Annotated in this window: 19 protein-coding genes and 1 pseudogene; 8 read left to right on the top strand and 12 right to left on the bottom strand. The window is 59.8% G+C overall.

The genetic code is table 11. The features are described from left to right. Positions 1–22 precede the first annotated feature (22 nt). Positions 23–1,546: a SulP family inorganic anion transporter gene (locus E3O45_RS03885; protein WP_134441885.1), complete on the top strand. Its 1,524-nt coding sequence runs from the start codon at positions 23–25 to the stop codon at positions 1,544–1,546. A 768-nt stretch (positions 1,547–2,314) separates the two neighbouring features. On the opposite strand, the gene E3O45_RS03880 is transcribed toward E3O45_RS03885, so the two are convergent. Next, positions 2,315–2,707 (bottom strand): hypothetical protein, encoded by a 393-nt coding sequence (locus E3O45_RS03880; protein WP_104082774.1) that lies wholly within the window; start codon positions 2,705–2,707, stop codon positions 2,315–2,317. Then, the gene (locus E3O45_RS03875) at positions 2,704–4,626 is read right to left on the bottom strand and encodes an ATP-binding protein (RefSeq protein WP_166789393.1); all 1,923 of its coding nucleotides are present in this window, start codon (positions 4,624–4,626) and stop codon (positions 2,704–2,706) included. Before E3O45_RS03875 ends, E3O45_RS03880 begins: the two co-directional genes overlap by 4 nt. A gap of 609 nt (positions 4,627–5,235) precedes the next feature. Here E3O45_RS03875 and E3O45_RS03870 point away from each other — a divergent pair. After that, positions 5,236–6,419, top strand: a protein-coding gene (locus E3O45_RS03870) for an IS3 family transposase (protein ID WP_134441881.1) whose coding sequence is annotated in 2 segments (ribosomal slippage) — positions 5,236–5,497 and positions 5,497–6,419 — 1,185 coding nt in all. Because the reading frame shifts where the segments join, the coding sequence is not laid out codon by codon here. Positions 6,420–6,494: 75 nt separating this feature from the next. Here the strand turns inward: E3O45_RS03870 and E3O45_RS03865 are convergent. Further along, a complete protein-coding gene (locus E3O45_RS03865) occupies positions 6,495–6,698 on the bottom strand; it encodes a hypothetical protein (RefSeq protein ID WP_233193068.1) in 204 nt (67 codons plus the stop codon). A gap of 616 nt (positions 6,699–7,314) precedes the next feature. Here E3O45_RS03865 and E3O45_RS03860 point away from each other — a divergent pair. From E3O45_RS03860 to E3O45_RS03845, 4 genes and pseudogenes are all read left to right on the top strand, one after another. Further along, the gene (locus tag E3O45_RS03860) at positions 7,315–8,100 is read left to right on the top strand and encodes a S8 family serine peptidase (RefSeq protein ID WP_104082777.1); all 786 of its coding nucleotides are present in this window, start codon (positions 7,315–7,317) and stop codon (positions 8,098–8,100) included. Then, positions 8,097–8,936 (top strand): hypothetical protein, encoded by an 840-nt coding sequence (locus E3O45_RS03855; protein WP_104082778.1) that lies wholly within the window; start codon positions 8,097–8,099, stop codon positions 8,934–8,936. Before E3O45_RS03860 ends, E3O45_RS03855 begins: the two co-directional genes overlap by 4 nt. Beyond that, positions 8,933–9,568, top strand: coding sequence for a hypothetical protein (locus E3O45_RS03850; protein ID WP_134379357.1), 636 nt, complete (start codon positions 8,933–8,935; stop codon positions 9,566–9,568). The genes E3O45_RS03855 and E3O45_RS03850 overlap by 4 nt, the downstream gene beginning before the upstream one ends. Positions 9,569–10,092: 524 nt before the next feature. Beyond that, positions 10,093–10,755, top strand: a pseudogene (locus E3O45_RS03845) (recombinase family protein). Between the two features lie 299 nt (positions 10,756–11,054). Here the strand turns inward: E3O45_RS03845 and E3O45_RS03840 are convergent. Continuing rightward, positions 11,055–11,846, bottom strand: a complete 792-nt coding sequence (locus tag E3O45_RS03840; RefSeq protein WP_134441879.1) for a GntR family transcriptional regulator — start codon at positions 11,844–11,846, stop codon at positions 11,055–11,057. 88 nt (positions 11,847–11,934) lie between these two features. Here E3O45_RS03840 and deoD point away from each other — a divergent pair, with 88 nt between their 5' ends. Continuing rightward, positions 11,935–12,705 carry a purine-nucleoside phosphorylase gene (deoD, locus tag E3O45_RS03835; RefSeq protein WP_241985215.1) on the top strand — a complete coding sequence of 257 codons (771 nt, stop codon included), beginning with the start codon at positions 11,935–11,937 and terminating at the stop codon, positions 12,703–12,705. Beyond that, positions 12,705–14,108 (top strand): MFS transporter, encoded by a 1,404-nt coding sequence (locus tag E3O45_RS03830; RefSeq protein ID WP_134441878.1) that lies wholly within the window; start codon positions 12,705–12,707, stop codon positions 14,106–14,108. The genes deoD and E3O45_RS03830 overlap by 1 nt, the downstream gene beginning before the upstream one ends. Before the next feature lie 40 nt (positions 14,109–14,148). On the opposite strand, the gene E3O45_RS03825 is transcribed toward E3O45_RS03830, so the two are convergent. The 8 genes from E3O45_RS03825 to E3O45_RS03790 form a co-directional block, all read right to left on the bottom strand. Further along, positions 14,149–14,316 carry a recombinase family protein gene (locus E3O45_RS03825; RefSeq protein ID WP_241985214.1) on the bottom strand — a complete coding sequence of 56 codons (168 nt, stop codon included), beginning with the start codon at positions 14,314–14,316 and terminating at the stop codon, positions 14,149–14,151. 388 nt (positions 14,317–14,704) lie between these two features. Continuing rightward, positions 14,705–15,700, bottom strand: coding sequence for a hypothetical protein (locus E3O45_RS03820; RefSeq protein ID WP_134441876.1), 996 nt, complete (start codon positions 15,698–15,700; stop codon positions 14,705–14,707). A gap of 212 nt (positions 15,701–15,912) precedes the next feature. Next, positions 15,913–16,302 carry an ASCH domain-containing protein gene (locus E3O45_RS03815; RefSeq protein ID WP_166789392.1) on the bottom strand — a complete coding sequence of 130 codons (390 nt, stop codon included), beginning with the start codon at positions 16,300–16,302 and terminating at the stop codon, positions 15,913–15,915. Positions 16,303–16,307: 5 nt separating this feature from the next. Further along, positions 16,308–17,834, bottom strand: coding sequence for a hypothetical protein (locus E3O45_RS03810; protein WP_134441873.1), 1,527 nt, complete (start codon positions 17,832–17,834; stop codon positions 16,308–16,310). Positions 17,835–18,082: 248 nt separating this feature from the next. Next, entirely contained in the window at positions 18,083–21,289 is a 3,207-nt protein-coding gene (locus E3O45_RS03805) for a type I restriction endonuclease subunit R (protein WP_134441872.1), read from the bottom strand. A gap of 57 nt (positions 21,290–21,346) precedes the next feature. Then, positions 21,347–22,558, bottom strand: a complete 1,212-nt coding sequence (locus tag E3O45_RS03800) for a restriction endonuclease subunit S (protein ID WP_134441870.1) — start codon at positions 22,556–22,558, stop codon at positions 21,347–21,349. Further along, the gene (locus E3O45_RS03795; RefSeq protein WP_134441967.1) at positions 22,551–24,131 is read right to left on the bottom strand and encodes a class I SAM-dependent DNA methyltransferase; all 1,581 of its coding nucleotides are present in this window, start codon (positions 24,129–24,131) and stop codon (positions 22,551–22,553) included. Before E3O45_RS03795 ends, E3O45_RS03800 begins: the two co-directional genes overlap by 8 nt. Before the next feature lie 38 nt (positions 24,132–24,169). Continuing rightward, on the bottom strand, positions 24,170–26,194 hold the full coding sequence (locus tag E3O45_RS03790) for a hypothetical protein (protein ID WP_134441869.1): 2,025 nt from the start codon (positions 26,192–26,194) through the stop codon (positions 24,170–24,172). Positions 26,195–26,419: the final 225 nt, after the last annotated feature.

Here is a 26,419-nt window from a genome sequence, read left to right as displayed (position 1 = left end):
AGGTCCCGTTCCTGGAGGCCTCATGGCCATCGTTCAAAAATTCGCGTCAACAAATCGCTACAAGGCGGAACTCTCGGTACTCACCGCGCTGCGCACGCCCCGCCTGCTCACCCGCGAGGTCCTCGCCGGCCTCGTCGTGGCCATGGCGCTGATTCCCGAGGCGATCGCCTTTTCGATCATCGCCGGCGTCGACCCCCGCGTGGGCCTGTTCTCCTCCTTCGTCATGGCCGTCACCATCGCCTTCGTCGGCGGGCGCCCCGCCATGATCACCGCCGCGACCGGCGCCATCGCCCTCGTCATCGCCCCGGTCGCACGTGAGTACGGAATGGACTACTTCATCGCCACCGTCATCCTCGCCGGGATCTTCCAAATCGTGCTGAGCCTGATCGGCGTGGCCAAGATCATGCGGTTCATCCCGCGCAGCGTCATGGTCGGCTTCGTCAACGCCCTCGCCATCCTCATCTTCACCGCCCAGCTCCCCCAGCTGCTCGGCGTGCCTTTCATGGTCTACCCGCTCGTCGCCGCCGGCCTCATCATCATGATCGTCATGCCACGCATCACCAAAGTGATTCCGGCACCGCTCGTCGCGATCGTCGTACTCACCGTTGCGACCGTCGTGATCGCCATCAACGTGCCGACCATCGGCGACCAGGGCGAACTCCCGCAGAGCCTGCCCGAGCTCTTCGTACCCAATGTTCCCCTCACCTGGGACACGTTCATAATCATCGCCCCCTACGCCCTTGGCATGGCGCTGGTGGGAATTCTCGAGTCCCTCATGACGGCGAAGTTCGTCGACGAGATCACCGACACCCACTCCAACAAAACCCGCGAAACCTGGGGCCAGGGCGTCGCCAACGTCATGTCCGGCATCTTCGGCGGCATGGGCGGCTGCGCCATGATCGGCCAGACCATGATCAACGTCAAAGCCTCCGGCGCCCGCACCCGAATCTCCACCTTCCTCGCCGGCATCTTCCTGCTGGTGCTCGTGCTCGGCCTCGGCGACGTGCTCGCCGTGGTGCCCATGGCTGCTCTGGTAGCGGTGATGATCATCGTCGCGTATCTTACGTTCGACTGGCACAGCATCCGATTCTCAACCCTCAAGCGGATGCCCAAGAGCGAGACCACCGTCATGGTCGCCACGGTCATCGTCATCGTTCTCACCCACAACCTCGCCATCGGCGTTGTCGTCGGAGTCATCGTCGCCATGGTCGCGTTCGCCCGCCGCGTCGCCCATCTCGCCACGGTTGAGCGGAGCGTCACCGACGTCGCTGGTGAAGCGCCGACGGCGTACTACACGGTCACCGGCGCGCTGTTCTTCGCCTCCAGCAACGACATGATGACGCAATTTGAATACGCCGACGACCCGGAACGAATCGTCATCGAGATGTCTGGATCCCACATCTGGGACGCCTCGACCGTCGCCACGCTCGACGCGATCAAGTACAAATACGAACGTCACGGCAAGCACGTCGTCATCGAAGGCCTCAACGAGGCCAGCACCGTCCTGCACAGCCGCCTGGCCGGCAACCTCGGCGGCGGCCACTAGCCGCAGCAGCCCACGGTGCTAGCGAATGCCTCAATCGCATGGGCTTGGTCGCGTACCTCGTTGCCGCCGCTGCAGGAGGCGTCTGGCCCCAAACTTGTCTTTCGACAACGCTGACCTGGGCCCCCCGCACGCGTTTTCGCACCGTTCTGGGACGAACGCACATCCTGAGAATCGATAGAGGATTCAAGTGGGAGTATCAACAGATTGACGGCCCAGCCCAGTCGGAATCGAATCTTCCTGGTCAAAACATTGCCCGTCAATCACCATGATGTGGGTGAATTGTGGGCAAAACGGCACTCCACAGTGAGCAAAAGTCTATCTGATCAAGGATAAAGATGGCGGTACCGGTGGGATTTGAACCCAATCTCCGTCCCAATCAGCGCCCGGCAACGGCCCAATTCCCGCATAAAATCAACGATCTATGATCATCGGCGGGGCTCTAGAATCACAATGATTTTGGAGAGTTGTGGGCAAAATGTGGGCAGGGCAGCCTCGGTTTTCGGGCGGCGATAGGGCGTCACGAGCGCATCATCCTGCCGTCTCGCGACCCGCAAGTTAATACGCATAGGTTATGAGACCGACTGCCCCTTGAGGCCGTGCGGTATTTCACTTGTGGCTGTCAATGAACACGTCCGCGCTTTGCACCACGGCCGATAGTGGTGATTATGTCAAGTTCTTGATTTCCTCACAGTTGGGTCGAACCTGCCTGGTCGGCCGAGCTCTCCCTCACGGCGAAAGCATCTCTCAGCCCCAAAATCAAGCTGAGATTCACCTGTTGCTTTCTCGTCCTGACAGATACAGCTGGGCCAACGCGATCCAGTCTTCTGGTGTAACTTCAGGCGCCCAGATTGCGAGGTATTCGCGGGGCGTGAGCCCACTCGGCGTCATTTCGATACCGTCACGATAGGTGGCAAAAGGAGAACTGGATCGACTGACGCGGAACAAAACGTCGCGAAACCGATTCTTCCCCAGTGCGAACGTCGGGAATTCCGAGACGCTCGCGCAACGCCAGGCTCGCCAGGCTTTCCCGAACGCAAATTCAAAGTCCATGATCGATGGGTTGAACTCGACAACGCCCTCCGCTGCAAGAGCTCCAAAGAATCCATTGGCTACAAGAAGGAGTTGTTGGTTGCGGGTAGTGGCCGAAGCCCCCGGATTCACGCTGCCACATCCGCCACCGTCGCAACGGCCAAAAGAAGATCTCGCTCGGCACCGAGGGCCAAAAGAGCCTCCGCCACAGACGGGTGCCCGAAACATGGGACTAGTTTCCTCTTCACGTCAGACTCCTTCTCGCTGCGCTTCTTGTCAGAAGCGAGTGACCATTCGACCTCCGAATTGAGAGAGTGAAGCACTCTTGCGACGGTCTCCGGCACGTCGACATATCCCCAGTCGTGGCCTTCGACAGCTTCCCGGAATAGTTTCGGGAACATTGGGTTTGCACCCTTGAAAGCATCTTCGATCGCCTCAATAGTGAGGTAGTTTTCCATCTCTCGCCGGGTCAGAACAAACATGTGTGACGACAGGTGATCGTCGGTGTTGTAGCGCGCTAGGTACTTGGATATCTCGGGTTTCAGAGCCGACCCTTCAACCAAGCGATCGGAATCAAGAAGGTGAACCTCAGGCCTACTAAACGGCGACAGGCGGCTCTCCCAAAGAGCAGCGGCGCCGCAGCCGCCGATAGGTATGAAGCAAAGCTCACCGTCAGTTTCCATTTGGCGAAGATCTGGATATTCAGTGGGACGGGCGGCTTGTAGCGCATCGCTCAGTGCCAGTAGACCGCCGATATCGTTCTTGCCCTCAACGATGAAGAAGCAACGCACATTGTGATCCGCGAAAGTCCCCATCGCCTTGTTCAATTGCTGGAGAACGAACCGCTCGCTGGATGTGTCACTGGAACTCCACACGCGCTTCCCCTGCTGCTCCTCGACGAAACGCACGGCTGCGATCGGTATGTTCCTCACCAAGTGCGAGCTGTGCGTCGTCATCAAAACCTGCCTGTTTGCGAGCCCCGCAACTTCAATTAGAGCGGAAACAGTTTCGCGCTGAAGATCCGGGTGGAGAGCCGTCTCGGGCTCCTCCACTGCGATGATGACGCCCCGTCGCCACTCATCCGTTTCTTCATATCCTCGCTCAACTTCCGCCCGAAAGAAGCTCAAGAGAACCAGTCTGCGTGTCCCGCTGCCACGCTTCGCAAGGGGAACATCGTTCTCGTCGACAAATTGTAGGGACGAGAATGCCTTCTGCCATACGGGGTCTAGGTTGGCCGGAATCAGCTTGGCCGCAAGATTTGGTGCGAATTCCTCCAATTTCCCAACGACTTCCAGGAGAAGTTCTGAAATCTCAGCCTTAACATCGCTCGTAAGCTTCGTGAGTTCAGCCGTATGGCGATCGAGCACGGCCTTGACTATGAGCTTGGCTGGGTCTTGGGCAACCTCATCGGACTCCGCCCCCAGCCGGTCAGCTTGAAAGAGGTGGAACAGGGGAAAGACACTCTCCAGAGCGCTGGCAACGTGCTTCCCGTCCTCTGAGTTCAACGGGATGATCGTCGGTTGCAGCGACGAGAGCCCCTTGGCTTCCCAGGCGCGCCAGATCGCCTGCCTATAGTTCAGGTTCACGCGTCGATCCTCCAGCTCCGCGACAACATCAAGAGTCGAGGCGAGGGATTTGAGTTGCGCGTGCTTCAGGCCGATAAGCGTTGGGCCGCCATCGACGACCGGGTGTAGAGCATGCGCCAAAATCTCGGGGTTGGCTCGCCCCCTGGTCCAGGTCTTGCTAATCACCAAGTGGCCGTTAGCGTCGAGGAGTTTCTCATCCTGGAGGGTCGTCACCGCAGTCTGGTCGATGACCAGCTCAGGGGGAAGGTCAGCGAATGTGCACGTGATGCGAATCGTTCCATGCCCATGAACCGAATAGTCAGAGACGTCCGGCTTTCCCTTGTCCAGGAACAGCCTCATAGCTTCCAGGATGCTGCTCTTTCCAGCGTCATTCTTGCCGGCAAACACAGTCAACGTATCGATCGACACGTAACTCGATGTCAGATATCCGCGAAAACCCTCTAGCTCAATACCCACAATGCGCATTTGTCCCCCTCGACAACAACTTGACATTCAAGTGCCAAGGCTGAGCCTGCCGGATTTGGGCCGACTCCGCAAAAGCGGACTGGTCAAGGCGCAACATGAAGCAGCGCGGCGACCAGCGATGCTAATCACCTCCGAAATAGCACCGACATCAGGCATGAGAGTGAGACACGCGTGGGAGGCAACTCGTGCGTTCCATCGTTCGGATTGTCCTTCCGAATGGAATCTATCGCCTCTACGCACCCGGCATAGCCCTAACCAATCGCCAGCAGGGTCACGCCCACAAGAATGAATGTCAAGGATGTGTCGAGATTAATCTGGGAATTGATTGAGTGTTAGCGCTTAGTGGCGGCGTTCTGTGATCGCTGTTTGGCGCATCGACCCGGTTCTCTGCGTTGCGTCAAAGGGCAGTCAGGGTCTTGTATCTCGTGCGATACGAAACAGGTCAGTTATGAGACACCACAGTCGTGAGAACTGGGGCAGCCTGGTCGACCTGGAACAGGCATTTCTATGTGTGGAAGACTCGAGAGTAGAGGGGATCTCTGACCTGCCGCGGATATCTCGGACAGTGGGCCCTCTTAAAATGAGGGTTCACTGAAAGTAGAGATCAGCATGGCCGCAGCACGTAGGCGTTTCACCCAGGAGTTCAAAGACGAGCTGTGCCGTGAGGTGATCAACACCTCCAAGCCGATCAAGGACGTCGCCACCGCATATGGCGTCGGCCCCGAGACGCTCCGGAACTGGCTCAACAAATATCGCGAGGCCAACGGCGGCACCGAAGCGGACCTGACTGTGTCGGAACGGGCCCGTCTGAAGGAGCTCGAGCGGGAAGTTCAAGAGCTGCGGGCGGAGACCGCATTCTTGAAAAAAGCCAGCGCTTACTTCGCGCGGGAGCAGCGGTAGTGAGCAAGTACGAGTACATCGACTCCCAAAGATCTGAGCCCATCAACGGGGATTCGGTGGTGAAAATGTGCCTCTGGCTGGCCGTCTCCACGTCCGGTTTCTACCACTGGGCAATTCGGCCGCAGTCCGCGACTGCGGCCCGCCGAGAGGCCCTGATCGTCCGCATTCAACACTTCTTCGAGGAGTCCGACGGCACCTACGGATACCGCCGAATCCACGCCGACCTTGCCGCCGAACAGACCGAATGCTCGCCCGAGCTGGTGCGGCAGCTTATGCGCCAGATCGGCCTCGTAGCCTGCCAACCACGGCCCTTCCGGATCACGACCGAAGCCGACGCCGAGGCGGCGGCGAGCATGCCCGACCTCGTCAAACGCGACTTCACTGCCGACCGCCCCGGCGTGAAGTTCGTCGGCGATATTACCTACATCCACACCTGGCAAGGCTTCATCTACCTGGCCACCGTCATCGACTGCTATTCAAAGAAGGTCGTCGGCTGGTCCATCGCCGATCATATGCGCACCGAACTCGTCGCCGACGCCCTCCGCAACGCCGCTGCGACGACCCTGATCGAGCCACACGCGATCTGGCATTCCGACCGCGGCAGTGTCTACACGTCGGCCGAGTTTCGGGCCTTGGTGACCAGACTGGGGATGCGCTCCTCGATGGGCCGCACGGGCGTGTGCTGGGACAACAGCATGGCGGAAAGTTTTTTCTCGATGCTCAAGAATGAGCGTGTTTATCGCACTGCGTATGCCACAAAATCGCAAGCTCGCAGCGACGTCATCCGCTATATCGAGGGGTTTTATAACTGTCGACGCCGGCACTCCGCGCTCGGATACCGTCGGCCTAATGAAGTCCACTATGGTTATCAGCAGCCAGCATTGGCAGCGTAGAAGAATCCACTAATTCCGCTGTCCGAAATGCCCGCGGCAGGTCACTCCATGGGTGCGGGCAGCCTTGAGAGCGCATCAGGTCAGTCCCGGTTCGGAGTATTCTTCGTGCGAGATCGCACGGAGGATGCGGATGGTGCCGTCCAGGCTAGTGCCTGCACGGGTGCTGGTCTTGGCAAGTTGGCGAGGGGCTTCCAGCACTGGGAGCGACGTCGTTGTGCTCCGGCTGACCCGGGTTACTCCGCCAGTGCGGGCAGTGAGGTAGCCCTCGGATTCAAGCACTTTGTACGCCTTAGCGACGGTGCCAGGAGCGACATCGAGATCCTCCGCGAGCTGACGAACCAAGGGACGGCGCCCCTCGGCGTGCCCACAAGCGCGCAGTGGAACCTTCTCAGTCGGAGCTGCTCGTCCCCGTCCCTTTGACGATTTGGAGTAGTTGGACCCGCTCGTCGGGCGTCAGGGTTTCGCCCACTGAATGACGAGATGGTCGGATCTGTAGAAGTCGGCATGGCTGTAAATGACAGACTGTCGCGCACGGTCGAGGGACTGATACCGGTAGGTGCTGAACCGCACGATTGAGTGGGTGCTCAAGTCCTCAAATACTCAGTACTCACCGACATCGAAAAAAGAGAGATGCCCATGCTGGGCGAGGACGGAACTCAAATAGCCGCTTAATCGTCGCCCACATGAAAATTCCGTTGACTATTTCCGGATGGAGTTGACGCCGCGAGTTATCTCCGCCAATCTGAGTTTCACACGACATCTGGTTCGTGAGCATCGGGGGGAAAATGATGTTTCGAAAATGGGCGGGTGGATCGTATCGCCTGCGAGACCAGCCATTTAATGAACCGCTGCCCGGGGTAATTGTTCCGCGCGTGAAGTCAACGCAACGCATGTTTTGACCTCTCTCCGAGGGGGTCCCCGCAGACGCCCCGCGTTCCTTTCGACGTCAATCATTGTCGTCACAGCCCTTCTGTTGATAGGTTGCTCATCGGCATCGATCACGCCGGCGGTTCGAGACACAGTCGCGATCGCTCTCGTCGATAGCGGCCTCAACGATGAAAACGTCGACTTTAGCTGTTTTCATGTTTTCGATACTGACGCCGACGACCAAGGGCACGGCACTTTAGTCGCATCGATCGCAGCAGGAATCGATGAGGATAGCTGTCCTGCGTGGGCCCATCGAGTCACTTGGATTAGTTACTCCGTCTTCACTGCAGGAACCGCGTCGGCGGAGGACGTTGCGGACGCTATAGAGCAAGCTATCCGGGACCAGGTGGACGTCATTAACGTCAGCATCGCGATCGGGACGGACACCCGGGCCTTACGTGACTCGGTGAAACGCGCCGTTGAATCGGGAATCGTGGTGGTCGCGGCTGCTGGAAACAACCAAGGGATGGGGGCGGGCTACCCCGCCCGATACCCGGGAGTTATTTCCGTCGGCTCATTAGATGCCGCGGGCCATCCATCAAGCTTCTCGGCTATTGACCATGTGAATTACTTCGCACCCGGTGAAGACATTCCCGCGGTCGACCGCACGGGGGCCCGGCAGCTTGTCACCGGGACGTCAGCGGCTGCAGCAATGACCTCGAATCAAATCTTGAAAAGCTTGCTCGGCGTAGCTAAACCCGATTCCACCCTGTCCGCACTGATCGCTCACCAATCAAAGGAAGACAATCAATGAAAAAGATCGCCATCGGAGTCGTAGCGGCGCTGCTGCTCTCTGGATTCGCTTACTCGCCCGCGTTCGCAGAGACCAGCTCTGCCCCGGTAGAAGCTTCAGGCAGCGGGATGGTTGACGAGGAAAAGCTTGAATCCGCTTTCAACGACGCAGGATTGACACTGGAAGACGTGGACGCCTCGCTCACTAAAATCTCAGTCGAGACGACATCGGATTTGGGATCTGGCGAACCTGTCACGGCGCTGACAACGTTGTCGTTTGAGGACAGTAGCGCTCTTTTTTCTCTAGGGAGCATCGACACCGACTACAACGCCAACTACTCCATCCAGATACAAGAGTTGAACGACGAAGCCACCTCGTTCACCATGACAGACCTGGCCACTGGTGAGACAGAATCATATGCCGATGACGTGGGCTATGCCGCCTTCGTGCCAGTACTGGTTCTGGGAATACCTATCGCTCTAGAGATCTTGAAAACACTCCTGGTGGCATCTGCAGTTGTCATCGTCGCTGGTGTTACGTGGATCGCAGCCACTAACGCAATCGATGCCCTCAATAAAAAGGGATCAAGCTACCAACATTTCCGCGCAATGATTCTAAACGGCAAACTCGTGCTTGCAAATGGTATGTCGCTTTCCGCGGCCATCACATGGGGCCGCGGGGGGAAAGACACGTGGTCTCGCAGCGAGGCCGGCGCGCTCGCAGTTGCGAAAGGAATCAAAAACGGCCTGGCCGTAGTCGGACCTGAGCGCGATTCGGGCGGTCGCGGAAAATTCGCACACTTCCACCCGAGCAACCGCACCCCCGCAATGCACGCCTTTTTCGGACTACCCAATTGATGGACAATCACGAAGCTGACGACCGTTCAGACCTCCTGGCACGGTGGAAGAAGACCAATCCTCAGCGATGGACAACGGACGCCGTTGAAGAACACTTGAAACAGGGTTTTTGTGCATATGAAATCCCGCTCGAGGCCATTACACGCACTGACTATTCGAACGATGGAGAAGTCCGCGAGGACTTGATCTACTCGCTCTACACGATCACTCATCCGGACGTCCTATCCCGCCTGTACAGCGCAGAAGAGAAGGAAATGAAAGATGTTGGTCCTGATACGTACGATGAAAGCTGGCGGGGACTCTTCCTTCAAGAAACTTCGGGCAGTGACACTGACGATCTTGGAACGGCGCCTCTTGGAGACGCGTCTTGGCTGGCATACAACCTTCTAAACACTCAACATTTGGTGGGCCAACGCACCTCCATCGTGCTCGAGCAAGAAGACGGCCTCGTCACTGGTGCCAAGGTTTATGGGATGTCTGACCACCTAACGACGTACATGACCGCGCTGACCGGATACAGAGAGACTGGAACAGAAACTGACCAAAATTACTACTCGATGAAAACTGGCGACGTAAACGACGAAGCCTTCGTCTACTACCTCGACTGCCTCGCGCGACACAGCTTCATCTAGCCCGATACGAACAACACCTGTCAGGCTGCGGATGCTGACCCACGGTGATGCGGCAGAATTATGCTAGCTGCCGCTATCACCCGTTGGTCAGCACCGTAGTCTGACTCGTCAGAGGAACCTGCCAAGAAGTCGCCCTTGATGTGCCTCGCCCGGAGGCCAAAAAGCGGCCTATTCGATCCTGCGATGTCCGCGATCGCATAGTGGCCACCGGCCGCAGCCAGTTAATCGAACACCCCCCTCACGACGGAAATATTTCTCGGCCCATAAGCACACTGTCGTGCCGGCGTAAACGCGACCGTGGCATCAACTGCGGTCGCGACAACTGCCCTGCCCTGGAAAACTCCGCCATTCCACGAAACGGCTGTCTCGAAACCCTAGGGATATAAGACGTCTCACGCCCACGCCTTGGCTCCCTCCGCATTTGCTGGGATCGTGCGGCGCGCCGATTCTCATAACTACGTCGCATAACCGCATGCTTGAACTGTGGTACTCGCCATTGGTTAGGAGACGCCCCAGGAGCAGAAATGACTAAACTGACCGGCTACGCGCGCGTGTCCACGCGACAGCAGTCCACCGACCGGTAACAGATCGACATCTTCGCCGCTGGCGTCCGGCGTAACGACCTCTACGTCGACCACGGCATCTCCGGTGCTCGAGCATCACGGCCCCAGTTCGACCGTGCGCTCGACGTACTCCAAGACGGCGACACCCTCGTCATCACGACCGTGGGCCGGCTCGGGCGGTCAACACAGAACATGCTCGCGTTCGCCGAAGAGCTCCGCGGTTGCGGCGCTGGTCTTCGCGTACTCAACCTGGGTGGCGGCGATGTCGATACTGCGACACCGATGGGGTCCCTGCTATTCACGATCATGGCAGCGCTCGGGCAGATGGAACACGAAATCAAACGAGAGCGTATTGTCGACTCCATCAATAAACGCCGCAAAGCCGGCAAGGATTTAGGCGGCCGTCCACGGATCATCACCGACAGCCAAATCCGCAACGCTCGTCGACTCATCGACGGTGGAGAGACAGCGACAACAGTTGCCCGAGATCTTAAAATGTCTCGTGCAACTTTTTATCGCCGAACGCGGGCACTGGACCTCACCACTGAGGCATCGAGGCGTCCGAACGTGCCCCGTATAGCCTCAACCAGCTACTACTCTAAGCAAAACCCTACGTTGCTCTGACTGCTTGATTTTGCCCTAGAAACGTTGTAGCGAAACCGTGATCTTGGCGCAATCACATCAAATCATCAACCGCAAAACGAGCAGTCACAACGATGACCAACCGTACCGGACCTGACAAAGACGCCTGCAAGCGCCACAACGTCATCGAATACTATTTCGCCGTATGCAAGCAATAGCGCCGCATCACCATCCGCTACGACAAGCTCAACCGAACCCACCGCGGTCGGGTTGTTCTCAGGACGATAACCATCTGATCGAAGACAATAAGAGTCACGTCCCAGTTCCACCGTGAAGCGCCACTAGCTCGGGTTGCGTTGCATGATCGACAGCGACCCGTGACCGGGTGCGACGACACACTTCGCGGCGTAGAGCGGCATTCCGCCGTGCTCCGCTGTCTGAGTAAAGATGAGGACCGCCGCCGACGGCTTCACGTTCAGCAGTTTCGCCCGTGTGGGGCCAGCATCGGTTGCGACGATCTGGCACACGCCGTTTGTAAAGACGTGTCCGTTGGCCTGCATGGATGCGAGGAGCGTCCGTGGCTCGGCAGCGATTTCCAAAAGCTCGGATGCGATTCTGGCACTCACATCACTGAGGTAGCGCCCAGCAGGGAGATGCTCTTGAACAGTCGCAACGGGAAGGCCGTCTTGCAGCAAGACGCTCTCGCGGATCCAAGCGTTAGCAGTCGGGTCCAGCGCGAGCCGTTTGGACACGAAGTCTGTTACCTTCTCCAACTCGAAGCGCACCGGCTGCACCGTAATTGTCATGGTCGGGTCCGCTAAGACAACCTCAAATGGCCGCATCTGCTCCAGCCCGCCGTGCGGAAGGGCGTCCGTGACGAATCGCCCCACTCCGCGCCGGGTGACCAGCAACCCGTCTTCTTCGAGGAGCATCAGCGCCTCGCGTACGGGCGTGCGGCTGACGCCAAGCATTACCGAGAGCTCTGTTTCTCTGGGCAGCATCTCACCGAGCCGGAATGCGCCAGAGCGGATCCCCTCAGCAAGCCGCGTATAAATGGCGACCCGAATCGGTTGGCCGACGGCAAGACGAAGTTGCTGTTGCAAGAACGGGTGGGGTTCCAAACGGGTCGTCACTCGACCTCCTTGTTGCCCGACAGTATCATATGTGACATCTTACTCAAGAGGTATAACCTCATACTGTAATCCAGACGAAGGAGTCCACGTGAGTTCAACAAGCCTTAAGGCCGAATCACCGTCAACGGCGAAGGATCCGTTCCCCACTATGGTCACGATCAGCACGCCGCACATTAATCCGAAAGGGGTGGACATTGCCGAGACAATCCTCCTTCCTGGGGATCCACTGCGAGCGAAATTCATCGCCGAGACCTACTTAGACGACATCCGGTGCTTCAACGAGGTTCGTAACATGTTGGGCTTTACGGGCACTTACCGGGGGCGTCCTGTGTCCGTAATGGGCACGGGTATGGGTATTCCTTCCATCTCGCTCTACAGCTATGAGCTGATCCATTTCTTCGGGGTTAAGAACCTGATCCGGGTGGGTACCTGCGGCGCCATGCAGGCGAACATGAACCTCCACGACGTAGTCATCGCTCAGGGTGCGTCGACCAACTCCAACTACCTGCACCAGTTCAACCTGCCCGGCTTCTGGGCGCCGCTGTCGTCGTACCGACTACTAGAGCAGGCCAAGCGGATCGCCGACAACCGCAGCCAGCGTACTCACGTCGGCAACGTGCTCTCGTCGGACCTGTTCTACGGCGCCGATCCCGATGCCATGACCAAATGGATGAAGATGGGCATCCTTGCCGTAGAGATGGAGTCGGCGGGGTTGTTTGCCAACGCCGCGGCCGCGGGCGTCGATGCGCTTGGCATCTTTACCGTCAGCGACCATCTCATCACCAACGCCGAGACCACCCCTGCGGAACGGCAAACCGCCTTCACCGCGATGATCGAGATCGCGTTGGAATTGGTCTGATGGGCACGGCGACCAACGCTACGGGTCCGTTCCAGGTTTTCAAACCAACCCGGGCCGTACCCATTCTGCTGTCCCTCTTCGTCTTCTCGCTGGTGCTGGACAATGGCTTCAAGTTCTTGTCGCCGGCGTTAGCGAAAGATCTCAATCTGCCCGTTGACACCGTCAGTCTGCAAGCCACCCTAGCCGGCATCCTGATTGGTATCGGTGCCGTAGTTTACGCCGCACTAGCCGACTCGATCAGCATCCGAAAGCTCATCATCTTCGCGATCATCGTGATGACAGCAGGTTCGATCGTCGGATTCATCTTCCAGACTAATTTTTCGCTGATCTTGGTCGGCCGTCTGATTCAGACCGCCGGCTTGGCGGCCGCCGAGACCCTCTACGTGATTTATGTCACCAAGCACTTTAGGGGCGACGAGCAGAAGAAGTACCTAGGCTTCAGCACCGCAGCCTTCCAATTGTCGCTGCTGATCGGCACCGTCGGCAGCGGCTTCATCGCCACCTACATCGGCTGGGCAGCCTTCTTTTTAATCACGTTACTTTCCTTGCTAGCCATCCCAGTCGTGCTGCGTACAGTTCCCGCAGAGACGACACACGACGGCCACGTGGACGCGTTCGGGCTTTTCCTAATCGCGGTGTTCGCCACCGGCACCATCTTGTTCATGCAGAACTTCAACTTGTGGTATTTGCTGCCGGTCGTAGCGGGACTGATCCTCTTCGTCTGGCACATCCGAACCCACGACAACGCCGTGATCACCATCGCGTTCTTCGCCAACGCCCAATACTCGCTGATGATAATCGTGGTGTTCGTCATCTACTCGGTCCAACTGGGCTACACCTTCATGTTCCCATTCCTTGTCTCCGACGTTTACGGCTATAACCTCGGCGAGGTTTCCTTGTTGCTGATCCCCGGGTACATCGCGGCCGTGATAGTCGGCTCGGCCACCGGCAAGATCGCCAAGTTCCTCACGTCCAAGCAAGCCATCACCATCGCATTGATCGGGATCATCGTCTCGATGCTGCTCCCGGCACTCTTAGTGGATACGTGGATCGGGATCTTCGTGATCTCGATGATCCTGTTCGGGATGAGCTTCGCGTTGATGTACGGCCCACTCGTCTCGACCGCCATTATGCGGGTGCCGGTCGAGAATTCGGGTATCGCCATCGGCTTCTACAACCTCACCATCAACATCGCCGTGCCAATCGGAATCGCCTACACCGCAACCCTGATGAAGCTAAAACCCAACCTGCTAGATGGCATCACCGGCGCCGACCAAGCGTCCTCCTACGGATCAGTGTTGTTAATACTCACGGCGGTCGCTACCTTCAGTCTGGTGCTCTACCGAGTCTTCGTCGTGATCCTGGAGCGTCAGAGCACCGAGAAGCCGAACACTTTGAGATAGTGAAGAGTTTGATTCCGCTCGACGTCGTGCCGAGCCAATGTCACGTCATAAACCGGGGCCTCCGTTCAACATGGCCGGCCCGGTTACTTCCGGTGAAGCCCTGATCGATGAACGTCTTTTGGAGTGAGACCCCGAGGACGACGAGGGCGTTCTTTTGGGCCGTCCGGTCTTGGTTGTTGGTGGATACGCGTGCGTATCCGATAAGCATCCCGGTCATGCTGGAGTACACCCCAAATTGACAGTTCATTGCTTGCTTTGACACTTTCGGCTTCCCCATTGACGCCTCTTAATGTCTCCCAACCGTCCTTGACTACAAAAATGGTAACGCCGGTAAAAACACACGTTTCGAGACACGCCGACTCATCCGTCGCCCTTGGACAATGACGCCCCGATCCCGGTCACAGGAAGGAATGCGTTCTGCCTCGCTCTCCACAATCGTGCATGCTCGATCTGTCTCGTCAATGTGTCTCGCAGCCCACGGGTTGCAAGACGCTGAGTGATGACCGTCAAATTCCTATGCGGTACGCGCTTTCCCTAGAGGGGGCGAGAGCGAGGGCGAGCAAAATCTCTCTCGTAGGGTCCTAGCATCGGCTTCGTTACAAACCCGACTGCGGTGCGGTGACAACCTCAGTCGTCGCACCACTGCCTGCGGCTCCGGCAGGGTTTCCTTCATCGTCGAGCTCGACCCAATACGACTCCACGAAATCCACACCCTCGATCAGTACGTTTGTGACCGGCGAATCGGAGTCGATAAGAAACTCGCGGCCGGAGTCAAGATAGGCCGTGTCGTGCGACATACCAAAGCCAAGTCCCCACAGGAAGAATTGCACGCCGAACGACGAAAAGGTGATTTGAATCTGTTGGTCGAATGGGGTGCTCAACCGCTTGCGAGGCAGGAACTTGAACTGTTTGTCGAGGTTCCCGGAATGCTTCGAAAAAAAATCTCGATCTCCGTAGCCGACGCTATCGATCAGATCTTCCTTGCTCATGCCTTGGAGCGCGTCGGCCAATCGGTAAAAGTCCGATCCATCGCGATCGAGCCCCACTGCTTCGAGGAAGTCTTCCATGGGAAATGCGACTTCCCGCGATTTAAACTCATAAAGCCGTGTCTTCTCACCTGAAGCCTTTACCACCTGGCGGAGATTGAGGTAGATCAAGTAGTGCGCTCGTAACTGAAGCGCTGACAATCGTGAAATTAAATTCGACCACGGAAGCGCGTCGTCATTGCCTCCATCGGGTTTGCGCGCACTTGCAAGGACGCCGCTGAGGTAGTCGGTCACAATCTCCTCATCTGCATACTGTGCCGCCTCAAAGACTGCCGCTGCTACGCGGGGCTGGGCCCAGCCAGGGTCGGAATCGCTCCCTGCGTGCTTTTCCGTCTTCACCAATAGACGTTCCATGTTCTTACGGCGCAGCCGATCGGCCCAATCTTGCCCGATCACGTCAGCTGACGGTCCGAGAATACGACGCAGAAGTCCTCCGGTCTCCACCGCGGCGCTATCCGCGAACTTCTGGCCAGCCTCGCCAACTTTAATAAGGGCGCCGATCGCAATAGGAACCATCTGATTGTCACCGTTCGATTCTTCAGTCACGCCGTCAGACTACTGGCTACCGGTACCACTGATAGTAATCACGCGTAGCGCGCGTGCTCGGTAGCCGGTCGGCTACCAAGCGACCGCATCCGGCCAGGAGCATTCTTTTGTCGGTACGTTGCGCGTTACCTTGCCCGCTCAGAACGTCCACCGGCAACGCACGTCTCCTCGATATGTTTTGGTTGAATGCTAGAACGTCAGCGGCACTTGCATCAAACGACAGCAGCCAGTGCCGGTGTTGTTGAAGGGAGGTAGCTGAACGACTGGGGAATCCCGGGCTTGGGATAAATGTCGTTGAGCTCGAGCGGGTCCTCGAACCGTTGTGCGCTAGCGACAAGGATGGCAACTGCGGAGCTTTTCCCATTGAAGTATGTGAAAAAGGCATCACGACCGATCGCGCCCACGTTGCCAAACCGCGCCCAGATGTCGGCGGGCGTACTCGATACGATTTCGTCGATCATAAAGTGCCCGACAATTTTACTTACCGGTGCCGTCGCGTAGACCAGAACCGTTTCGATGTCGTCGGCTAGGCGTCGCTTGCGGAACTCGACACGCTTGCTTCCGTCCATGATGGCTTCCGCCCAGTCCTGATGAATTGCCATCAGGGCTACCCGTCCAGCTGGTTCTCGATCCATGCTCGGCCTTCCTCACTCCGCACGCGGACGATCGATTGTGGCCACGTATTAATGACACTATTGGACACAAGGTCGCCGAGAGACCACGGGGGCACAACGAAACGATCGTGTCGAAAGAGCACACTCAGAACCGCCTTGTTGTTCTCATGCAAGGCCGCGACTTCGTTGGACGAATACACAGTGCGTTTAAAGGACAGCTCGATGGTTTCCACGGGGTCCTCGGAGCGAAGCGATCGCTCGGCTACCCCCACGGCGACGACCGCTCCGTCGGCTTTCAGCTTGCCCTGGCTCCGGTAGAAGAGAAGTGTGGAACCAGGCGGTACATCCTTCGTTGGGCTGTGACACAAATACGCTTTTCTGATCGCGTTACCGTGCGCTTTTGGCGTCGTGAAGGTGTCGTCCAGCATCATGCTCCCAGAGGTCCCGACGACTGTCGCATCCGGAAAAAGATCCTCATACCACCCCGGCGTGATGGGAATCACAAAGATCGGTTGCCCCGCACGCACGGCGGGAGGACCATACGCAATGTGATGCGCCAGACCGTCAAGGTCGGAACTCGCCGGCGGATCCAGAATCTTTAGATAAACGTGTTCGTCCGGTTGTCCGGGCTTGCTCGTCACGTATCCAAATCCAAAGTCTATGAGGAACTCAATGAGCCGCTCCTGCGTTGCGCTCACCTCGACAAAAAGGTCACTCGGTCGTCCGGGCTCGTTCGCAGCCCATCGCAGTACCGCCTTGAGCAATAATTCACCGAGCCGTCGTCCTGATACCGCGTCGCCGACTTTGAAAGTAGAGAGCTTGATCGCGTCTTGATCGGTATGAACCGGATGTTGATCGCGCATCTTGACCACAGCCAGAGCCTCATACGTACCAGAAGTGTCTCGAATGATCCACGCGCGCCGGTCTGCGGACTCTCTCCTAACCTTCGCAATCCATTTATCGAAAGCCGGGTAATAGGCAACACGAAGAGATTCAAATATCGCTTGGGACTCGTCCAGGGTGTACGTCTTGACTTCTTCCACCATTGGAGGCGGTGGCGGGGCGTCTGGGTGCCACGCGGCCAGTTGACCGGCAGCTTCGCCGGGGCGAAGCACTGTGAGCTCATGACCGAGGCGAATGGCCCGACTACGAAGCTTCCGATCGTTCGTGACGAGGAAATGTACTGCACCCTTGTGAAGCGCGGTAAGGATGCGGGCGTCCCTTTTATCGTTCGGGTTGGGGAAATCCGGAAATACATCCCAAACCTCTGGTGGAACCGGTAATTCCGTGAGACTTGGATACTTCGTATAGGCCGCAATGTTTTGAGCCCGATGGGTTTCGTCCGAAGTCTCGCGGAGATCGTCGAGGACCGCTGGGTGCACGTAAACCTTGTGGCCATGTTCCGAAGCGATGCGCATAAATGAGCTCACGACGGGCTGCAGATCTTCCAATTTTCCATTGAACGGCTCGGCCGCGATCACAACATTGGAGTCGATGAGGAACGACATTTCAGTTTGCATCGTTACCCCCCTTCCGCTGATGCTATTCCCAAACGGCTAGGGTGATATCCAATGCGCAGCCGACACATCCTCCGCGATTAACCGTCTTCCTGCCTATTTATCCATCGGGAAGCCCGTGCTCGTCTGGGCTGTGCAACATTGAATGGCTTGAACAACCCAAATTCACCGGGTTCACCGACGCTCCGCATGCCCTCGGACTGGGGTGTCGTGGCAGCCACCAGCGAACTTCAGCGCCCGACCCGTGCCAGTTATACGCGCTCCCCCGCAAACCGCAGCGCCATCGACTCCATTTGCTCCATCACGAGCTTGATGGCGGAGGGCTGCTGGTCGGGCGGGTAGCCATTCAGCACGAGCAGCCGCTTGATCGACGAACGCAGCTTGGCGCGCACGTCGTCGCGCACGGTCCAGTCAGTGCGCACGTCCCGGCGCATCACTTGCACCAGCCCGCGCGCGATGTCGGCGAGTTTGCCCTCGCCCTGCAGATCCACAGCGGACTCGTTCTGCGCCACCGCGTCATAGAACGCCAGCTCATCACTGGTCAGCGCGGGCTTGAAGTGCGAACCACGCTGCGACTCGGCGGCGACCTCCCGCGACATCTCCACGAGCGCGGCAATGACCTCGGCGGAGGTCAGCTGCTGGTTGGTGTACTTGTTCATCAGCTCGGTGATGCGCTCCGAGAACGCGCGCTGCCGCACCATATTGTTACGAGTGGATGCCACGGCCTCCTCGGTCAGCAGCTTGCGCAACGCTTCAATCGCCAAATGCGGGTTGCGCGCCTGCTGCGTCTTCGCCACGAACTCCGGCGTCAGATCACTGAGCGACGGCTTCGGCATGCCGGCCGCCTCGTAGATGTCGAGGACCTCACCCGACGACGTCGCGGACATGATCAGCTCCCCCAGCAACCGTTGGATCTCCTCGGGGATCGGCTCGCCGCGGGACTGCCGCTCGAGGGCATCCGCTTTGGCCATCCACACCCGGATCTCCTCGTAGATCTGCACCTCGGGGCGCAGCACCGCCAGATTCTGCGAGCCCGAACACAACGCCCAGGCCCGCGAAAGCTGCCCGGAATATCGGCGGTATTTCACCCCGAGGGTCTCTTCACCCTCGACGATCTGGTTGCCGGGCGTGCCGGGGGCCCGCAGATAGTTCACGGAACCGGTCACGGCGTTCAGGTACCCCTTTGGACCACCCTTCTGCAGCACGGCCTTCCAGCCGTAGCCGGCCAGGAGACCGCGCAGGGTCTCAACGAGCGTCTCGGTGAGCGCGACCACCTCGTCGATGTTGCGGCCGAGCGGCTTGCCGGTCTGGTCATCCGCTGTGTATTCGGCGAGCGCCTTGGCCAGATTCTCGGCGAGCGGCGCGTAGGCCACGAGCAGCCCGTCTTCCTTGCCGCGGAAGGTGCGGTTCACCCGCGCGAGCGTCTGCATCAGCAGCGCACCCTTGAGTGGACGGTCGAGATAGAGGGTGTGGAGCGGCGGTGAGTCGAAGCCGGTGAGCATCATGTCTTTCACGATCACAAGCTCGAGCGGGTCGTCGACGTTCTTTAGCCGGGCCTTGATCACATCGTTCTGCGAGGTGCGCCGCACGTGGTTCGACACCGGCGGCTGGTCCGTCGCATCCCCGGAATACACGACCTTGATAACGCCCTGGTCGAGCGCGTCCGAATGCCACTCGGGCCGCAGCGTCACGATCGCCTCGTAGAGCAGCGCGCAGATCTCGCGGGTTCCGCCCACGATCATGGCCTTACCCGGAGCATCAATGAACTTCTTCATGCGCGCGCGCCGGTTCTCCCAGTGCGCCACGATGTCCAGAGCGAGCGCGGCAATACGCTCGGGAGCGCCGTAGACCGCGTTGACCACGGCCACGCTCTGTTCGATGCGGGCGCGCTCGGTTTCGTCGAGCCCCTGGGTGGCGTCGTCGGCCGCGTCGTCGAGCATCTCTTCGGTGACGTCCGCTGCGAGCGACACCTTGATCAGCCGTGGCTCGAAGTACACCGGCACCGTCGCGCCGTCCTCGACCGCGCGAGAAAGGTCGTACACGTCGATGTAGTCGCCGAACACGTCCTGCGTGTTGCGGTCGTCGAACGAGATGGGCGTGCCGGTGAACGCGATCAGCGTCGCGTGGGGCAGGGCGTCCCGCAGGTGGCGGGCATACCCGTCGAGGTCGTCGTAGTGGCTGCGGTGCGCCTCATCGACGATGACGATGATGTTGCGCCGGTCCGACAAGAGCGGATGCTCCATCCCGGCATCCTTCTCGGCCTTGCTGATGCCGAATTTCTGCAGCGTGGTGAAGAAGATTCCGCCGGTATTGCGCTCACTCAGCTTCTGCCGCAGGTCGGAGCGGCGGAGGATCTGCTCCGGCTTGCCCGGAAGCAGCAGGCTGCGATCGAACGAGCTGAACAGCTGCCCGTCGAGCTCCTTGCGGTCGGTGATCACGACGATGGTCGGGTTCTTCAGCTTGGGATGCAGCGTCACCAGGTTGGTGTACAACTGCATCTCCATGGACTTGCCCGACCCCTGCGTGTGCCAGACCACCCCGGCCTTACCGTTGCTCGCGACGGCCTGCACGGTGCTCGCGACCGCCTTGTTCACCGCGAAAAACTGGTGCGGCTTGGCGATGCGCTTGGTCAGGCCGTCGTCGCCCTCATCGAACGCGGTGAAATAGGTCAGCAGCTGCAGAAACCGCTCCTGGTTGTAGAGACCGGCCAGGGCGGTGTCGAGTCCGGTGACCGCGTCGCCGTCGACCGTGGTCGAGCCGGGTGGAACCGGCACACCCCCGTCGTCGACGTTCCACGGCGAAAAGTGGTTGAGCGGAGTGAACGGCGTGCCATACGACGCCGACTGCCCGTCGGAGGCGAGCGTGAATACGCAGAACCGAAACGCCAGCGGAAACTCGCGCAGGTAGGTCTGCAGCTGGGCGTGCGCGGCCGCCACGGTGGCCCGCTCGCTGCCCGCCTTCTTCAGCTCGATAATGCTCACCGGCATGCCGTTGCAATACAGCACAATGTCGAAGCGGCGCTTCACGTCAGGCTTCACGAGCGTGACCTGGTTCACGGCCAACCAGTCGTTCTGCGCCGGGTCAGAACTGATCAAACGGATGCTCGGGCTCACCTCAGCCCCGCTGGCATCGAGATAGCTGAACGGAAAGCCGTGCACGAAGTACTCGTGCATACGCTGGTTCTCGGTGATCGCGTCCATTGACTTGGGAGCGGCGAGCTCAGCGAGCGCCTGACGCAGGTACTCGACCGGAACGGTCGGGTTGAGATTGCGCAGCGCCTCGAGCAGGCGCGGACGAATGAGCAGCTCACTCCACGACTCGCGCTCCCCCGTGCCCGGCGCGATCTTCTCGCCGGCCAGCGGGAGCCAGCCGAGCGGCTCCCCCAACTGGTCGAGCGCGAAGCTCTCCCACGCGGCTTCGGAGAGCCCCTGTGCTGGAGTCGATGTCGTGATCGTCATTGCCTATCCCCTCAATACTTTGACGTTGAAACTGTTAGTTGCGCAGCGCGGCGGGCATCACAGCACGCCCGCGAGCGACTTATCCGCGTCTTTGACGCGCAGCTTGCCCGACATGAGTTGCGGGAGGAGGGCGTCGCGGGTTGCGGCGAGTTGGATGTTTTCCTGACTCAGGCTGTACAGGTGCTCTCTCATTGGGGCCGCCAAGGCTTCGAAGGCAGCAAGTTGCGCCGCCGGTAGCAACGGAACTTGTGCTTCTCCAAAACGATCGGCGCGCACTGCCGGGTAGGCGCTACCCTCGGCGACCGTCTCAAGATAACTCGTGAACTCAGCCCGTTTGGTAATTTCATATAGGTACGCGAAACCCACCGTGGTTGGCGTGAGGACAGCGAGTCCGGTCGATCCAATGAGGTCGCGATCGCTCGACAAATTGAGTGAATGCGATCGTCGATTAGGTCGCACCGTTGACCAGAGCGTGTCGCCACGGCGCAGCGCCCTACGCGCCCGTCCTGGGGCGTCGTTCCAATCGATCGGCGTCGGAATGGTATGCGTTCCGATTCCAACTGCCGCTATGTCGATATAACGAATCGTCTCGTCAGAAAGTGGTTTGCGAGTGAGTTCATTGGTCTTCGCAATTGTTGCCAGCGGAACGTCGGCGCTGCCAGACCGCAGGAGTAAAGCGAGTTCAGTTGAAAGGTACTCGTCCGTCGAGTTTGAAATAGTGATGTTCGCGGTGATCTTGTCGTCGAGAGCCGTGAGTACCTTTCCAATCGCACGCTGGTCGTCAATGCAGGGAAGCGACAGTCTGAGCGATCGAATGTCAGCCAGGTTTATGTAGGCCGCCATATCCGTATTATTCATCCGATCGGCTGCCTGAAGAAGAAATTCGGGGCTGCTGAGCCAATGCTTCAGGAATCCGCTGTCCACCCGCTCTGAATCTTGAACGCGAAAATAGCAGAGCTGCGGGCTATAGACAATCGACTCACTGAGAATCGGGACCACGGCAACTCGTCCCACCGTTCCTTTGGTCGTGAGGAGGATGTCCCCGGCTCGACCCGCCTTTGCCCCGATCGACTTTGTGTAATCGATCGAAACAAAATCTGGGCTGTCCATGCCGATGACCCCGTCAATGACGTCTGCGACCCGAATAATCCGATGTCCGTCAGAAGCAAACTGATCACGTTTTGTGCGATAACCGTCGCCGACATCTAAATGACCAAGCACGATCATTTCGTTAATCGTGACAGTTGCCACCTGCAAGGTCTCAGACATGAACGCGCGCCAGCTGCTCGCGCACTATCGCCGCAAGCCGCTCAGACTCATCGAAGTGAGCGAACAGCTCGGCGCTCAGCCGGGCGATTTTCTCCTCGATCGGCTCGGCATCTTCTTCCACCTCGGCAGCCCCAACGTAACGCCCAGGAGTCAGCGCGTAATCCGCAACCTTAATCTCCGCGAGCGACGCGGAGTAGGCGAAACCGGGCTCGTCTGCGTAGACGAGCGAAGCATCCGCTGCTGAAGGCGTGCCTCGCCAGGCGTGATAGGTGCCGGTGATTTTGGCGATGTCGTCGTCGGTCAGGGCGCGTTCGGCGCGGTCGACCATGGTGCCGAGGTTGCGGGCGTCGATGAAGAGCACCTGACCGGTGCGGTCGATCGAGCCCTTCTCGCCGGCTGTCTTGTCTTTGGCGAAGAACCAGGTGCAGACCGGGATGCCGGTGCTGCGGAAGAGCTGGGTGGGCAGGGCGACCATGCAGGTGACGAGGTCGGCCTCCACGAGCTGCGCGCGAATCTCGCCCTCGCCGCCGCTGTTGGACGACATCGACCCGTTGGCCATGACGACGCCGGCGCTGCCGCCGGGGTTGAGTTTGGAGATGATGTGTTGGATCCAGGCGTAGTTGGCGTTGCCGGCGGGCGGCACGCCGTAGCCCCAGCGCGGGTCCTGCTCGTTGCGGGCCCAGTCCTTGATGTTGAACGGCGGGTTGGCGAGGATGTAGTCGGCCTGCATGTCGGGGTGCTGGTCGCGGGCGAAGGTGTCGCCCCAGCGGCTGGCGAGGTTGCCGTTGAGGCCGTGAATGGCGAGGTTCATCTTGGCCATGCGCCAGGTGCGCTCGTTGAGTTCCTGGCCGAACACCGAGAGCTCTGAGCCCTCCTTATGGTGGTTCTCGAGAAACTTCTCGGCCTGCACGAACATGCCGCCCGAGCCGCAGCACGGGTCATAGACGCGGCCGCGGGTGGGCTCGAGCATCTCGACCAGCACCCGCACGACGCCGGCCGGAGTGTAGAACTCGCCGCCGCGCTTGCCCTCGGCCTTGGCGAATTTCTCCAGAAAATACTCGTAGACCTCGCCGAGCAGGTCGCGGGCCTTGGTCGACCCTTCGCCGGTAAACCGGGCGGAGTTGAACAGGTCGAGCAGTTCGCCGAGGCGACGCTGGTCGACGCCGTCACGGTTGTAAATGCGCGGCAGCGTGGCGGCGAGGGTGGGGTTGGCCACCATGATGAGGTCCATGGCCTCGTCGATGAGCTGGCCCACCTGCTTGAACGGTTCACCGGCTGCCCCGGCGATGCCCTTGGCGTTTTCGGCAATGTAGGTCCAGCGAGCGGGCGCCGGCACCCAGAACACCCGACGGCCGGTATATTCGTCGACGTCGTCCATGAGCTGACCGATCTGGTCCTCATCGAGGCCGTCGGCGGCGAGCTCGGTGCGAATCTGCTCGCGACGCTCGTCGAAGGAGTCACTGACGTACTTGAGAAACACCAGACCGAGAATGACGTCTTTGTACTGCGAGGCGTCCATGGATCCGCGCAGCTTGTCCGCGGCCTTCCAGAGGGTGTCTTTCAGTTCCTTCATGGTCGACGGCAGTGCGGCGGCTTTGGTCTTCGGTGCCACTAGGTGGTTCCTTTCAAGAGTGCGTCAGAAGCGATAGTTATAGTGCCGGCGGTGACACCGGCCATGAGCAAATCGGTGAGCTGATCGAGCTGCCCCAGCCGTTCGCGCGCAAGCTTCTGTTCCCACCGTAGCGAGGTGAGAGCGTCGGCGAGCGCCGCACGTTGGGTCAGGGCGACCTGGCGCACCGGCCAGGCGCGCCACCGGCGATGGCCGGGGGGCATTGACTGGATGTCGGCGGCGAGTACCGCATCGAGCAGACCATTCGGGTCGGCTTGCTCGATGCGAAGAATGCGGGCGGGAAAGAGGACGACCGAGGTACCTTCCGTGTCGACCACCGCTGCCGGCCGGGGCGAGGTGGCGAACACCACGTCGCCCGGCTCAGTCACGCGGCCAGACGAGTACGCGGCCGCGAACCTCAGTCGGTCGATTCGCCGGTGGCCGAGCTCGGTTGTGCCCGCGACTTCGGCCGGTCCTATTAAGCGGATGCCGGCGGCATCCGTTGCCCCCTCGATCACATCGTCGGCGGCGATGCGATTGCCCGGAATATAGTGCAGGTGCCCGGCTGTGAGGAGCTCGTGCACGGTCGAGGAGGCAGCCTTGTCGCTGGCGGGTTCAACCGCCAGGTCGGCGTCGAGCAAGGCTGCCAGCCGGTCAATGGTCACGGCGAGCGCCGCCGCCGGCTGATCGGCGGCCGAGGGAACCGTGTGCACTCCGGCCACGAGTGGCCGGCGACTGGCGAGCAGACTGCGGGTGAGCACAAGTCGGGCAAAGCGAAAGGCGTGGGCGCGCACGGTGCTCTGGCTGCCGAGTGACGCGGCGAGGTCGCTGACGAGGTCGTCGATGGCGGCGTCACCCAGCGGCGTCGCAACGAGGTCGGCGACCATGGCGTAGCGATCGGCGAGGGCGACCTCGGCGTGGGCGGCACCGAGCACCCAGAGCGCCTGCAACTGCTGCGGTTTGCCAGTCAGCAGCCCGGCGGGCAGACGCACGATGGCGCGCACTCGGCCGGAACGCAAGAGAGACGAGCGCAGCTCGTCGGCTTCGCGGCTGAGGCCGGTGTCGCTGAGCACCGCTGACGGAGCCAGAACCACGGCCAGCTGCTCATCGGTCATCTGCAGCACGATCTGCTCGATGTCCGAGAGAATCTGCACCGGCGTCATGGTCGGCCGGGCCGCTGAGGGGTATTGCGCCACGTGCACGGCGGCGCCGGTCACGCTGAAGGCACCGGAGGGCAGAACCTGCAGCTCGGTGCGCACGACCCCGTGCACCATCAGCCGCCGGCGCTGCAGGCGAGCGGTGGGGCTGTCGATGTTCGCTGTCATCACCGGAACCTCGCCCTGGTGAATAGCAATGAGCAGGTCGCTCGCGCTGCCCGTGGGGTCGACGAGCACCGAATCAGCGGGCTGAGTGAGTCGCAGCGCGGTGACGGTCTCGGCCATGAGGTCCAGGGCTGCACGGCTGAGCGTGAGGTCGCCCTCGCCGGCGAGGTTGCGCTTGAACCGGTCGGTGAGCATCCGTTCGAAGGCGGGCGCCGGGCCGAAAGCAGCCTCGACCAGGGAATCGACGTAAGCCACCAGGACGGGCAGGGTGTCGCCGAGGGCTTCGATCTCGCGGAGCAGCAGGTCGTCGTCGGGGTCATACTCGTCGGCCAGGTCGACCAGCTCGGCTGCGGTAAGGGTACTGAGCGCGTGATCGCCTGCGGCGCGCACAGCGAGCAGAGCGGTGACGCCGCGAAAGGTCTGCTCGTCGAACTCGTCTGCACCCTGCGAAGCGTCGGGTAAGGCGTAAGCGGCGGCATCCGCTGTGGCGTCGCGGTTGTTGCCGCGGCCGGTTCGTTCGAGCCAACTACCCACTTGGCCGGCGTCGAAGAGGTCGACACCGCGCTGGCGGCCGACCGGGGCCGGAAACGGAGTATTGGTGCCGGCCGAGCGGCTGCGCCAGACCGAGACGACCGGACGCTGCACCCGGGCAAGGCCCGCTATGTCGGACATGGTCATCAGCAGGATGGTGTCGGTGGTCGTCATGCTGTGCTCCTCTCGTGGTGACCTCAGGCTACGGCCAACCCTCATTGTTGTGCATTATTTATCACTGATAACCCCTCTTATCAACGTCAGAGTCGGTTTATTTGTAGCAAACCAATAGTTTGGTGTCGTGCCCGCCGCAGTCGGTCGGTACCGGTGGGTGAGGAACGGTCGTTGTCATTGGGGGGAGTGACCGCCCTCACCCGCTCACACTGCATCCCAGCTAGA

Origin of the sequence: Cryobacterium sp. TMS1-20-1, from assembly GCF_004402355.1 — a bacterium.
In the GTDB taxonomy this organism is placed as follows: Bacteria; Actinomycetota; Actinomycetes; order Actinomycetales; family Microbacteriaceae; genus Cryobacterium; species Cryobacterium levicorallinum.
Note: the sequence above shows the minus strand (reverse complement) of the source record. Positions and strands in the feature narration are given on the sequence as shown.